The organism is Noviherbaspirillum phoenicis (assembly GCF_047237965.1).
Classification (GTDB): domain Bacteria; phylum Pseudomonadota; class Gammaproteobacteria; order Burkholderiales; family Burkholderiaceae_D; genus Noviherbaspirillum_A.
This window is the reverse complement of the sequence record NZ_JBDFLX010000001.1, coordinates 2,714,175-2,727,242: the sequence shown is the minus strand read 5'-3', so window position 1 is coordinate 2,727,242 and position 13,068 is coordinate 2,714,175. Positions and strand designations below refer to the sequence as shown.

General features: G+C 63.7%; 11 protein-coding genes. 6 read left to right on the top strand and 5 right to left on the bottom strand.

Translation table 11 applies throughout. The features are described from left to right. Positions 1–24 precede the first annotated feature (24 nt). Entirely contained in the window at positions 25–1,068 is a 1,044-nt protein-coding gene (locus tag ABC383_RS12360) for a type IV pilus twitching motility protein PilT (RefSeq protein ID WP_194715380.1), read from the bottom strand. A 116-nt stretch (positions 1,069–1,184) separates the two neighbouring features. Between ABC383_RS12360 and ABC383_RS12355 the strand changes: the two genes are divergently transcribed. Together ABC383_RS12355 and proC are read left to right on the top strand one after the other, a co-directional pair. Further along, positions 1,185–1,883 carry a YggS family pyridoxal phosphate-dependent enzyme gene (locus ABC383_RS12355; protein ID WP_413014326.1) on the top strand — a complete coding sequence of 233 codons (699 nt, stop codon included), beginning with the start codon at positions 1,185–1,187 and terminating at the stop codon, positions 1,881–1,883. Beyond that, positions 1,873–2,697 (top strand): pyrroline-5-carboxylate reductase, encoded by an 825-nt coding sequence (proC, locus tag ABC383_RS12350; RefSeq protein WP_413014324.1) that lies wholly within the window; start codon positions 1,873–1,875, stop codon positions 2,695–2,697. Before ABC383_RS12355 ends, proC begins: the two co-directional genes overlap by 11 nt. Before the next feature lie 345 nt (positions 2,698–3,042). Here proC and ABC383_RS12345 read toward each other — a convergent pair whose 3' ends face one another. After that, on the bottom strand, positions 3,043–4,191 hold the full coding sequence (locus ABC383_RS12345; RefSeq protein ID WP_413011093.1) for an IS481 family transposase: 1,149 nt from the start codon (positions 4,189–4,191) through the stop codon (positions 3,043–3,045). A gap of 463 nt (positions 4,192–4,654) precedes the next feature. On the opposite strand from ABC383_RS12345, the gene ABC383_RS12340 reads away from it, so the two are divergent. Further along, complete coding sequence (locus tag ABC383_RS12340) at positions 4,655–4,978, top strand: hypothetical protein (protein ID WP_413014322.1); 324 nt, start codon at positions 4,655–4,657, stop codon at positions 4,976–4,978. Positions 4,979–5,087: 109 nt separating this feature from the next. Here the strand turns inward: ABC383_RS12340 and ubiA are convergent, their stop codons facing one another. After that, entirely contained in the window at positions 5,088–5,942 is an 855-nt protein-coding gene (gene ubiA, locus ABC383_RS12335) for a 4-hydroxybenzoate octaprenyltransferase (RefSeq protein ID WP_413014321.1), read from the bottom strand. 156 nt (positions 5,943–6,098) lie between these two features. On the opposite strand from ubiA, the gene ugpB reads away from it, so the two are divergent. Then, the gene (gene ugpB / locus ABC383_RS12330; protein WP_413014319.1) at positions 6,099–7,409 is read left to right on the top strand and encodes a sn-glycerol-3-phosphate ABC transporter substrate-binding protein UgpB; all 1,311 of its coding nucleotides are present in this window, start codon (positions 6,099–6,101) and stop codon (positions 7,407–7,409) included. Between the two features lie 97 nt (positions 7,410–7,506). Here ugpB and ABC383_RS12325 read toward each other — a convergent pair whose 3' ends face one another. Beyond that, complete coding sequence (locus ABC383_RS12325) at positions 7,507–8,454, bottom strand: hydrogen peroxide-inducible genes activator (protein WP_413014318.1); 948 nt, start codon at positions 8,452–8,454, stop codon at positions 7,507–7,509. Positions 8,455–8,500: 46 nt separating this feature from the next. Further along, entirely contained in the window at positions 8,501–10,600 is a 2,100-nt protein-coding gene (gene recG, locus ABC383_RS12320; protein WP_413014316.1) for an ATP-dependent DNA helicase RecG, read from the bottom strand. A gap of 124 nt (positions 10,601–10,724) precedes the next feature. On the opposite strand from recG, the gene queA reads away from it, so the two are divergent. Together queA and tgt are read left to right on the top strand one after the other, a co-directional pair. Continuing rightward, positions 10,725–11,750, top strand: coding sequence for a tRNA preQ1(34) S-adenosylmethionine ribosyltransferase-isomerase QueA (gene queA, locus ABC383_RS12315; protein ID WP_413014315.1), 1,026 nt, complete (start codon positions 10,725–10,727; stop codon positions 11,748–11,750). Beyond that, a complete protein-coding gene (tgt, locus tag ABC383_RS12310; protein WP_413014313.1) occupies positions 11,743–12,870 on the top strand; it encodes a tRNA guanosine(34) transglycosylase Tgt in 1,128 nt (375 codons plus the stop codon). The genes queA and tgt overlap by 8 nt, the downstream gene beginning before the upstream one ends. Positions 12,871–13,068 lie beyond the last annotated feature (198 nt).

The following is a 13,068-nucleotide window of genomic DNA, read 5'->3' as shown; positions in this document are numbered from 1 at the left end:
CCTTTGCGTCAGTGATGCCGGCGCTTAGCCGGGAAAGTTTTCCGGGGTCTTGGCGGCGGCGCGCGCTGCGGCCGACGAAATCACATTGCGCCTGACCAGGTCGGTCAGGCAGCTGTCGAGCGTCTGCATGCCGAGGTTCGCGCCGGTCTGTATCGCCGAATACATCTGGGCGATCTTGGCTTCGCGGATCAGGTTGCGGATGGCCGGCGTGCCCAGCATGATTTCATGCGCCGCCACGCGGCCGCTGCCGTCCTTGGTCTTCAACAGCGTCTGGGAGATTACGGCCTGCAAGGACTCCGACAGCATGGCGCGCACCATTTCCTTCTCGTCGCCGGGGAACACATCGATGATACGGTCGATGGTCTTGGCCGCCGACGAGGTGTGCAGCGTGCCGAACACCAGGTGGCCGGTTTCCGCCGCCGACAAGGCCAGCCGTATGGTTTCCAGGTCGCGCAGCTCGCCCACCAGCACCACGTCGGGATCTTCCCGCAGCGCCGAGCGCAGCGCGGCATTGAAGGAATGGGTATGGACGCCGACCTCACGCTGGTTGATCAGGCATTTGCGCGACTCGTGCACGAATTCGATCGGGTCCTCGATGGTCAGGATATGGGCATACTCGTTTTCATTGACATGGTTCACCATGGCCGCCAGCGTGGTCGACTTGCCGGAGCCCGTGGGGCCGGTGACCAGCACCAGGCCGCGCGGCTTCAGGGCCAGTTCGGCAAAGATCTTGGGCGCGTTCAGCTGTTCCAGGCTGAGGATGGTCGATGGAATCGTGCGCAGCACGGCGGCGGCGCCGCGGTCCTGGTTGTAGGCATTGACGCGGAAACGGGCCAGGCCGGGGATGGCGAAGGAAAAGTCGATCTCCAGGTTTTCCTCGTACGCCTTGCGCTGGCCATCGTTCATGATGTCATAGATCATGCCGTGCACATCCTTGTGCTCCAGCGGCGGCAGGTTGATGCGCCGCACATCGCCATGCACCCGTATCATCGGCGGCAGTCCGGCCGAGAGGTGGAGGTCGGAAGCCTTGTTCTTGACCGAGAAGGCGAGTAATTCGGAGATGTCCATTTATAATCCCAGGCCCGCGAAAGAGGAAAAATCAGGAAGTGGGCAGGCTGTCTGGCCCGGAACCACCAGGGTGGAGTGCACGAAAACCGGAAAATGTTTCCGTAAGTCATTAAATTATGTCCCACATCACGGAAAACCTGCAAGCAGTACATGCGGCGATTGTTGCTGCGGCGAGAAATGCCGGCCGCAATCCATCGGATATCGCCCTTTTGGCCGTTTCCAAAACATTTGGCCCGGATGCGGTGCTGGAAGCGTTCAACGCCGGCCAGCGCGCGTTTGGTGAAAACTATCTGCAGGAAGCCTTGGACAAGATCGCTGCGCTGCAGGACAAGGCCCCCGGCCTGGAGTGGCACTTCATCGGGCCGATACAAAGCAATAAGACCCGGCCCATCGCCGAGCATTTCGACTGGGTGCATTCGGTCGACCGCCTGAAGATCGCGCAGCGCCTGTCCGAGCAGCGGCCGCAACATCTGCCGCCGTTGCAGATCTGCCTGCAGGTCAACATCAGCGGCGAAGCCAGCAAGAGCGGCATCGCGCCTGAAGAATTGCCGGCGCTGGCCCGCGCCGTGTCCGCCCTGCCGCGGCTGGCGCTGCGCGGGCTGATGGCTATACCCGAGCCGGCAGGCGATGAAGCCGCGCAGCGTGCGCCGCTGCGCGCATTGCGCCAGCTGGCCGGGCAGCTGCGCGCCGATGGCCTGCGCCTGGACACGCTGTCCATGGGCATGTCGGCCGACCTTGCCGCGGCCATTGCCGAAGGCAGCACCATGGTTCGAATCGGAACCGCCATTTTTGGAAAACGCGACTATGCAAACTAACCTGAAGATCACATTCATCGGCGGCGGCAACATGGCCGCCGCCCTTATCGGCGGCCTGGCCGGCAAGCTGACCGACGGCGCCAACATCCATGTGGTCGACATCAATGCCGACGCGCTGGCGCGCCTGGCGCAGCAGTTCGGCGTCGCCACCTCGCAGCAGATCGACGGCGCGGTTGCGGCGAGCGACGTGATCGTGCTGGCGGTCAAGCCGCAGCAGATGCGCGAGGTGGCCGCGCAGTTGCTGCCGCACCTGAAGGCGCAGCTGGTGCTGTCGATCGCCGCCGGCATCCGCGGCGTGGATCTGTCGCGCTGGCTGGGCGGACACGGCGCCATCGTGCGCACCATGCCCAATACGCCCGCGCTGATCGGCATGGGCATCACCGGCATGGCGGCGCTGCCCGGCGTGAGCGCAGAGCAGCGCACCGCTGCCGACGCCATCATGCGCGCGGTCGGCGGCACGGTCTGGCTGGAGGATGAAAGCCTGATCGACCCGGTCACCGCAGTCTCGGGCAGCGGGCCGGCCTATGTGTTCTATTTCATCGAAGCGATGCAGCAGGCGGCGCAGGAGCTGGGCCTCACGCCGGAGCAGGGCACCGAGCTGGCGATCGCCACCTTCACTGGCGCCGCCCAGCTGGCAGCCCGGTCCAGCGAGCCGGTGTCGGTGCTGCGCGAGCGGGTCACGTCCAAGGGCGGCACCACCTATGCGGCGCTTACGTCAATGGAAGCGGCGGGCGTGAAGGACTCCATCGTGAAGGCGCTGCATGCGGCGTCGGCACGGGGCAGGGAATTGGGCGAGGAGTTCGGGAAGGACTGAACCGGCGCCACGTCGGGGTGGTGGGCGTCGGCACGCAGGGCAGTTGCGTTGCGTTGCGTTGCAGTTGCAGTTGCGGTTGCGGTTGTTGTTGAAGTTGTCGTTGCTTTTAAATCCCGTTGAGCGCGCCGTGACGTTGGTGCATGGAGCGGGAAAAGGTGCGGCGTCTGTTTGAGCCAAGCGCAGCTTGGCGAGTTTAGCCGCGCCCCGCTCCATGCACCAACGTCACGGGAACCCTCGCGCAGCGAGGGCGCGATCACCGGGTCGCCTTTTTTTGCCTACTTTTTTTGGCGAAGTGTATAGACCGGGGACATAGGTTACACATGTGCCGGGACATGGGTAACAGATTTAATCGTGCTTTTCGGCATCGCGCAAGTCGATTTGGCCAAATCGCTGATGCGCAAAGTACAGGTCATAGATGCCGTCCTGGCCTGACAGGGCGCGGGCCGCAATACGATGCCTGTGCAAGGCGCTGGAGACGCGAAAGCTGCGCTTGTGGAACTTCACATGCCCGTTCCACCCGACGGTCTCCACCAGGTCTTCCTGCGGATAAACAATCTCTGGCAATCGCTCGGGATAGGCCAGACGGCTTTGCCGGAACCGGGTTACCGGCGTGGCCATGCCGATGGCTTCATGCGGCCGCTCGTTGTTGTAGATCATTCGCCAGCGGTCGAATGCGTTCTGGACCTCCTCAAGGTCAACGAAGTGACGCCCGTGCAGCACATCTGCCTTGAGCGTGCGATGGAAACGTTCGTCCTTGCCATTGGTCTGTGGATGAGCCGGACGACTGTGACTGATGCGAATGCCCAACTGAATCAACCAGATGGTGAGCTTGGTGATGCCGTGTTCGTGCTGCGACGGACTGCCCCATGGAGAACCGTTGTCAGCGTTGATCCGTACTGGCATGCCGTGATGGCGAAAGGCAGTTTCCAGAGCTGCCTGCACAGTGGCAGTGTCCGGGTTCAGGCAAGCCTGCAGGACGATGTTGTAGCGTGAATGATCATCCAGCACGGTCAGTGGATGACACGTGGCCTGGCCGGTCTGGAAATGGCCCTTGAAGTCGATCTGCCAGAGATCATTGGGCTGGGCATGCTCGAAGCGCTGCCAGGCGGTGCTGTTTGCGCTTGCCTTTTCTGAGATCAAGCCATGTCGATGCAGAATCCGGGTAATGGTGCTGGGGGTTGGCACCTGGATGTGACCCTGATTGAGCAGGCTGCGATGAATCTTGCGGCCGCCCCAGGTGGGATGTTTCAGACGCACCTTCACTACCAGCTCTTCGTTTGCCTGGCTGGTACGCAGTGGCGTATTGCAGGGTCTGCGCGAGCAGTCCTGCAGGCCAGCAGGGCCCTGCGTCATGCTGCGTTCACGCCATTTGTATCCTGTCTTGCGACTGATTCCAAAACGCGTGCATAGGGCACTGAAGTTCACGCCATCCTGCTGCGCTAGCGCCGTAAATTCTTGTCGAAGGGTCATCATGTCAACGTCTTTCCAGGGCATGGTTAGAGAATCCTTTGGCTTGATATGGAATACGCCAAAGTGTTACCCATGTCCCGGCACAGTTGTTACCCATGTCCCCGGTCTATACAGCGAAGCAAAAAAAGTAGGTCGCCTGCCGGGGCGAACTCCCGGCCTGGTCATGACGACAGTGTGATCGTGTTGCTTCACCAGCCGTAAAGACGTCACTGCGAAGCAGCAGTTGCTTTTGAAGTTTGAAGTTTGAAGTTTCAATACGAACGTCAACATCAACACCGACAGTGCTGCCCGGGCGTTGCCGGGTGACGCAAGGCGGCTGCACTGCCGTGGAGACAAGCCGGGAGTCCGTCCCGGCGGCCGGGTCACTTTTTTGCTTCGCCAAAAAAGTAACCAAAAAAGGCGACCCGATGATCGCGCCCCCGCTGCGCGGGGGTGCCCGTGTCAGCGGTACCCGGAGCGGGGCGCGGCTAAACTCGCCAAGCAAAGCTTGGCTCAGACAGACGCCGCACCTTTTTCCGCTCCGGGCGCCGCTGACACGGCGCGCTCAACGGGACTTCACTGCAACTGCAACGACAGAGGCAACTGCAACTGCAACTGCAACTGCAACGGCAACGGCAACGGCAACGGCAACGGCAACGGCAACGGCAACGGCAACGGCAACGGCAACGGCAACGGCAACGGCAACGGCAACGGCAACGGCAACGGCAACGGCAACGGCGCAAGCCACTGCAACTTCCGTGGCGTGCCCTTCGGATATTCCCCTACCTATCCGCCCTCACAAGCTTGCCACGCCAGCCGGCTCAAACTTTAACCTGTCGCCTCAGCTGACAGTCGAACCCGCCGGTTCGTCCGGTTTCCTGATCGACGCATTGAAGGCCCGCTTGCCGGCACCCTTCGCCCCCGTACCGGCATCCGCTCCGTCACCGCAATGCGTAATCCAGCGCAATCCCCGCAAACACCGCCGCGCCCAGCCAGTTGTTGTGCCTGAATGCAGCGAAGCAGGGCATGCGTTCCCGTCCGCGAATCAGGAAGTAGTGATACACCGCCATGCCGGCGGCTGTCATCATGCCGGCGATGAACCAGATGCCCAAACCAGCGGACAGGCCGACCGCGGTCACCAGCCCCAGGCTGGCCGCGTAGCACAGCATCACCGCCAGCACGTCATACTGGCCGAAGGTGATGGCCGAGGTGCGGATGCCTATCTTTAGGTCGTCGTCGCGGTCCACCATCGCATATTCGGTGTCGTAGGCCAGCGCCCAGAAGATATTGGCCAGCAGCAGCAGCCAGGCTTCTCCCGGCACCGTGTCCTGAATGGCTGCATAGGCCATCGGTATGCCGAAGCCGAAGGCGATGCCGAGATAAGCCTGGGGCAGCGCGAAGAAGCGCTTGAAGTAGGGATAGCTGGCGGCGATCGCCACTGCCGCCACCGACAGCAGCTTGGTCAGCGTATTGAGCGGCAGGATCAGCAGGAAGGCCAGGACCGACAGCACGGCAGCGACCAGCAGCGCTTCCCAGCCGGCGATGCGGCCCGAGGTCAGCGGCCGTTCGGCGGTGCGCTTGACATGCCGGTCGAAGTCGCGGTCGGCATAGTCGTTGACGGCGCAGCCGGCCGAGCGCATCAGCACCGTGCCCAGCGTGAAGATCAGCACGACATGCCAGGGCGGATGGCCGTCCGATGCCAGCCACAGCGCAGCCAGCGTTGGCCACAGCAGCAGCAGGATGCCTATCGGTTTGTCCAGCCTGACTAACCGCAGGTAGAGTTGTAGTCGTGTCATTGCTTTAAAATAAGCCGGCAATTAAAAAGCCGCGCAAAAGCGCTGATTATAAGCGCCGCCAGTTGATCGATCGGGAGGTACAACAGGGCCGATGATGCCTGTAACCTGCCTGTCATCCACGGCGGCTACCATTCCGCAATTTCAGGAGACCCTTTCATGCCGCAACACTTCCGCGCCATTACTGTCGCCAGCGTCCTGCTGTGCGCCGCTGCATCGGCCCAGGCCGCCACCGAGATCACCTGGTGGCATTCCATGACTGGCGCCCTCGGCGAGCGCGTCGCCGCACTGGCGGACCAGTTCAACAAGAGCCAGTCCAACTACAAGGTCAATGCCGTCTACAAGGGCGCCTACGATGAATCGATGTCGGCCGCCATCGCCGCCTACCGTGCCGGCAATGCGCCCAACATCCTGCAGGTATTCGAAGTCGGCACCGCCACCATGATGTATTCCAAGGGCGCGATCGTCCCGGTGTCGCAGGTGATGAAGCAGGCCGGCGAGAAGTTCGACACCTCTGGCTATGTGCCGGCAGTGGCGGGCTACTACACCGCGCCCAATGGCGAGATGCTGTCCTTCCCGTTCAACAGCTCGACCACGGTCTTCTACTACAACAAGGACATGTTCGCCAAGGCAGGCCTGGACCCGGAGAAGGCGCCGGTCACCTGGCAGGAAGTGGTGTCGGCCGCGGCCAAGCTGAAGGCCAGCGGCGAGCGCTGCGCCTATACCACCGGCTGGCAGGCATGGGTGCACCTGGAAAGCTTCTCGGCCTGGCATAACGTCGAATACGCAAGCAAGAACAACGGCTTCGGCGGCCTGGATGCGCGCCTGAAGTTCAACAGCCCGCTGCATGTGAAGCACATCACCAACCTGGCGAACTGGGCCAAGCAGGGTTACTTCACCTACGGCGGCCGCAAGAACGAGCCGGAAGCCAAGTTCTACTCCGGCGAATGCGCGATGCTGACCTCGTCCAGCGGCGCCTATGCCAACATTTCCAAGAACGCCAAGTTCAAGTATGCGGTGGCGCCGCTGCCTTACTACAACGACGTGCCGGGCGCGCCGCAGAATACCGTGATCGGCGGCGCCTCGCTGTGGGTCATGGGCGGCAAGAAGCCCGACGAGATCAAGGCGACCGCGCAGTTCCTGAAGTTCCTGGCGCAGCCGGAAGTGCAGGCCAAGTGGCATCAGGAAACCGGCTACCTGCCCATCACCAAGGCGGCCTACGACCTGACCCGCCAGTCCGGCTTCTATGACAAGAATCCGGGCACGGATGTCGCGGTCAAGCAGATGATCGTCAAGACCACCGACAAGTCGCGCGGCATCCGCCTGGGCAATGCAACGCAGATCCGCACCGTTGTGGACGAGGAACTGGAAAACGTCTGGGCCGGCAAGAAGACGCCGCAGGAAGCGCTGGACGCGGCTGTGAAGCGCGGCGACGAGCTGCTGGTGCGCTTCGAGCGCGCCAACAAGTAAGAGAGGCGGGCGGCTTGTCGAGCGCCCGCGCAGACAAGAAAGGCCGGCGCATGCGCCGGCCTTTTTATTCGTTCGCGCTCACCGCTGCGTCGCGGCTTTACGCTTCCTCGACGCCGGCCTCGGTTAGCAAATCCACGCCGTGCAGGTCGCAGGCCAGCACCGCCTGCCGCACCGCCTCGATCGCCGGGCGCCGGGTAAAGCTCTTGCGCCAGGCGATCACCACGCGCCGGGTCGGCACCGGGTCTTCGAACGGCACGTAGCGCAGCAGGCCGTCCTGCGCCTGCATGTCCGGCACCGAGGCCTTGGGCAGCACGGTGATGCCGATGCCGGACGCCACCATGTGGCGGATGGTTTCCAGCGACGAGCCTTCGAAGGTGCGGGCAATGCCGTCGCCGGTGGTGGAAAAGCGCGCCATTTCCGGACAGACTTCCAGCACCTGGTCGCGGAAGCAGTGGCCATTGCCCAGCAGCAGCATGGTCTCGTTCTTCAGGTCGGCGGAACTGATCTTTTCCCGGTTCGACCATGGGTGGCTGCTGGGCATCGCCACCACGAAGGGCTCGTCATACAGCGGCTGTACCAAAAGGCCTTGTTGCGGGAAGGGCTGGGCCATGATGGCCGCATCGAGTTCGCCCTGGCGCAGCATTTCCACCAGCTTGACGGTGAAGTTTTCCTGCAGAACCAGCGGCATCTGCGGCACGCGCTCGATCATGTTGCGCACCAGCTGCGGCAGCAGATAGGGCGCCACGGTGTAGATCACGCCAAGACGCAACTGTCCGGTCAGCGGGTCCTTGTTCTGCTTGGCGATTTCGCGGATCGCGGCCGTCTGCTCCAGCACCCGTTCGGCCTGGGCGACGATCTGCGAACCCAGGGGGGTCATCGAGATTTCCGAGCCGCCACGTTCGAAAATCGGCACACCCAGTTCGTCTTCCAGCTTCTTGATGGCGACCGAAAGGGTGGGCTGGGCAACGAAACAGGCTTCCGCCGCATGGCCAAAATGTTTTTCGCGGGCAACCGCGACAATGTATTTCAGTTCGGTAAGCGTCATAGTCAATATATTCGCACATACGATCGTTGATCGTATTTTTGCATCGTCATACCTTCAGGTAATCCTCTTTCGACCCCAGCCAGCGCGCCAGATGGTCGGCCACCGTGGCCGGATCGTCGCGCAGCAGCCGTTGGGCCAGGTCGCGCGCTTCTTCCACCAGCCACTGGTCGGTTTCCAGGTCGGCGAAGCGCAGCAGGGCCTGGCCGGACTGGCGCGCGCCCAGAAATTCGCCGGGGCCGCGGATTTCCAGGTCGCGCCGGGCAATTTCGAAGCCGTCGGTGGTTTCGCGCATCGTGCCCAGGCGCTGGCGCGCCACCGGCCCGAGCGGGCTCTGGTACAGCAGCACGCAGACGCTGGCGGCCGAGCCGCGTCCGACCCGGCCGCGCAGCTGGTGTAGTTGCGACAGGCCGAACCGCTCGGCATGCTCGATCACCATCAGCGAGGCATTCGGCACGTCGACGCCGACCTCGATCACCGTGGTGGCCACCAGCACATGGGTCTCGGCCTGAATGAAGGAGTCCATCACCGCCTGCTTTTCCGCCGGCTTCATGCGGCCATGCACCAGGCCGACCCGCAGGTCGGGCAGGGCTTCGGCCAGCGTCGCGTGGGTGTCGGTGGCGGTCTGCAGCTGCAGCGCCTCGGATTCCTCGATCAGCGGGCAGACCCAGTAGACCTGGCGGCCCTCCAGCGCGGCGGCATGGACGCGGGCAATCACTTCCTCGCGACGGTTCTGGTCGATCACCCGGGTCACGATGGGCGTGCGGCCGGGCGGCAGTTCGTCGATCACCGACACTTCCAGGTCGGCGTAATAAGTCATGGCCAGCGTGCGCGGTATCGGCGTGGCCGACATCATCAGCTGGTGCGGCACGGTCGCTTCCTCGGGATGGTCGTCGCGGCCCTTGTTGCGCAGCGCCAGCCGCTGGCCGACGCCGAAACGATGCTGCTCGTCGACGATCACCAGTCCCAGCTTCCGGAACTGCACCGCTTCCTGGATCAGCGCATGGGTGCCGATCACCAGCTGCGCCTCGCCGGACTCGACCAGCGCCTGCGCCTGCTGCTTTTCCTTCTTCTTCAGGCTGCCGGTCAGCCAGGCGACCGTCACGCCCAGCGGTTCCATCCAGGCCGCGATCTTGCGGAAATGCTGCTCGGCCAGGATTTCGGTGGGCGCCATCAGCGCGGCCTGGAAGCCGCTGTCGATCGCCTGCGCTGCCGCCAGCGCCGCCACCACGGTCTTGCCGCTGCCGACATCGCCCTGCAGCAGCCGCTGCATCGGATAGGAAGCGACGAGGTCGGCGCGGATGTCGGTCAGCACCCGCTGCTGGGCGCCGGTCAGCTTGAACGGCAGCGCGGCCAGAAAGGACCCGGACAGGTGGCCGACCACGTTCAGGGGCGCCGCGCCCTTGGCCCGGCGCGCATCCTGCGCCCGCTTCAGCGACAGCTGCTGGGCCAGCAATTCGTCGAATTTCATGCGCACCCAGGCCGGGTGGGAACGGTCTTCCAGCGCGCTTTCATCGATCTCGGCAGGCGGATTGTGCAGCAGGCGCACCGCTTCTTCGAACGGCATCAGCCGGTGCGCTTCCAGCAGCGCTGGCGGCAGCGTGTCATGCCAGTCCAGCCGGGCCATCGCTTCGGCGATCGCGCGCCGCAGCGCGGCCTGCGACACACCCTCGCCGGACGGATAGACCGGCGTCAGCGCGCTGGGCAGCGGCGCGCCCTCGGTCACGACCTTGTAGGCCGGATGGACCATTTCCGGGCCGAAGAAGCCATGCCGCACCTCGCCGCGGGCCCGGATCCGGTTGCCCTCGGCAAACTGCTTGGTCTGGCTGCCGTAGAAGTTCAGGAAGCGCATCACCAGCGGACCGGAAGCGTCTTCCATCGTCACCACCAGCTGCCGCCGCGGCCGGTATTGCACTTCGCAGGAGGTGACCACGCCTTCGACCTGGGCCGGGCTGCCGCTCATGAAGCCAGCCTGGCGAATCTCGACGATTTCGGTTTCGTCCTCGTAGCGCATCGGCAGGTGCAGCACCAGGTCCATGTCGGTGCGCAGGCCGAGACGGGCGAGCTTGTCCTCCAGCCGCTTGGGAGCGGCCTTGGTCGTCTTTGCTGGCTTGGCGGTCTTGGCTGGGGCTGGGCTTGTCGCGGACATTTGATAGGAACTGCGCGGTACAGCGTAAAATAGCGGGTTTTCGCGATGGTTACGCCATTGCCGCCTGATTTACAAACCTGTAACCATAGCAGTTCCAGGCCTGCTCCGATACCCACCGCATCGCATGTACGCACTCTCCGACTACGATTTCGACCTGCCGCCCGAACTGGTGGCGCAAACGCCTCTTGCCGAGCGCAGCGCGTCGCGCCTGCTCCATGTGGAACAGCACGCCTTTGCCGACCGCGCCTTCACCGACATCGTCGACCTGCTGGCGCCGGGCGACCTGCTGGTGTTCAACAATACCCGGGTGCTGAAGGCCCGCTTCTTCGGCGTCAAGGAAACCGGCGGCAAGGTCGAGGCGCTGGTGGAGCGGGTGCTGGATCCGCGCACCGTCCATGCCCAGCTGCGTGCTTCCAAGTCGCCGCCGCCGGGCACGCGCATCCGCCTGGCCGACGCCTTCGACGTGGTGGTCGGCGAGCGTGCCGGCGAATTCTTCACGCTGACCTTTCCGGACGACGTGTTCGAGCTGATCGAAGCCCACGGCCGGCTGCCGCTGCCGCCCTACATCGAGCATGCCGCCGACGCCCACGACGAGGAGCGTTACCAGACCGTGTATGCCAAGGAGCCGGGCGCGGTCGCCGCGCCCACCGCCGGCCTGCATTTCGACGCGCCGCTGCTGCAGCGCCTGCAAGAGCGCGGCGTGCGCATGGCCTACGTCACGCTGCATGTGGGCGCCGGCACCTTCCAGCCGGTGCGGGTGGAAAACCTGGCCGAGCACCAGATGCACAGCGAGTGGTACACCATTTCCCAGGACACGGTGGACGCGGTGGCCGAAACACGGGCCGCCGGCCGCAGCGTGGTCGCGGTCGGCACCACCAGCCTGCGCGCGCTGGAATCGGCGTCCCAGGGCGGCCAACTGCTTGCCGGCAGCGCCGACACCCGGCTCTTCATCACGCCCGGCTACCGCTTCCATACCGTGAACCGGCTGATCACCAATTTCCACCTGCCCAAGTCGACGCTGCTGATGCTGGTATCGGCCTTTGCCGGCTACGACACCATGCGCGCGGTTTATCGCCATGCGATCGAACAACGCTACCGCTTTTTCAGCTATGGCGACGCCATGCTACTGACCTGCTCCAACAATGCTTAATTTCAAACTGAAGAAGACCGACGGCAACGCCCGCCGCGGCAGCATTACCCTGAACCACGGCGAGGTCGAGACCCCGATCTTCATGCCGGTGGGCACCTATGGCACCGTGAAGGCGATGTCGCCGCTGGAGCTGAAGGAAATCGGCGCCCAGATCATCCTGGGCAACACCTTCCACCTGTGGCTGCGCCCCGGCACCGGCATCCTCGACAAGTTCGGCGGCCTGCACCGCTTCATGGGCTGGGACAAGCCCATCCTGACCGACTCCGGCGGCTTCCAGGTGTTCTCGCTGGGCGCGATGCGCAAGATCACGGAGGAGGGCGTGAAGTTCGCCTCGCCCATCAATGGCGACAAGCTGTTCCTGTCGCCGGAGATCTCGATGCAGATCCAGCGCTCGCTCAACTCCGACATCGTGATGCAGTTCGACGAATGCACGCCGTATGAAATCAACGGCCGCGCCGCCACGGTGGACGAGGCCGCCAAGTCGATGCGCATGTCGCTGCGCTGGGCACAGCGCTCGCGCAATGAATTCAATGCCGGCGAAAACCCGAATGCGCTGTTCGGCATCGTTCAGGGCGGCATGTACGAGACGCTGCGCGATGAGTCCCTGGCCGGCCTGAACGACATCGGCTTCGACGGCATCGCCATCGGCGGCCTGTCGGTCGGCGAACCCAAGGAAGACATGATGCGGGTGCTGGAGCACATCGGCCCGCGCCTGCCGGCCGACAAGCCGCACTACCTGATGGGCGTGGGCACGCCGGAAGACCTGGTGGAAGGCGTCAACAACGGCGTCGACATGTTCGACTGCGTGATGCCGACCCGCAATGCGCGCAACGGCTGGCTGTTCACCCGCTTCGGCGACATCAAGATCAAGAATGCCCGCTACAAGGACGAGGACCGGCCGCTCGATGAAACCTGCGGCTGCCATGCCTGCCGCAACTTTTCCCGCGCTTATCTGCATCATTTGCACCGTGCCGGCGAGATCCTCGGCGCGCGCCTCAATACCATCCATAACCTCTATTACTACCTCGACCTGATGCGCCAGGCGCGCGAGGCAATCGATGCCGGCGCCTTCCAGGCATTCCGGACCCGCTTCCATCAGGAACGCTCGCGCGGCGCCTGATTTGCGGTAGCGCAGGCCATGTAGACGAACGGTATGTCGTAGCGCGTGCCGATGGAACAGGCATGTCCTGCCTTTTCCTCATTGGGGAAGTCAACGTGGCAGGCCTGGCTCGGGCAAGTCAGCGTTGTCTCGTTCCGACTCCCCCTGCCTCAGCGTCGCTGGCAGCGGGAGATGGCCTGCCACGACCCGCTTGAGGAA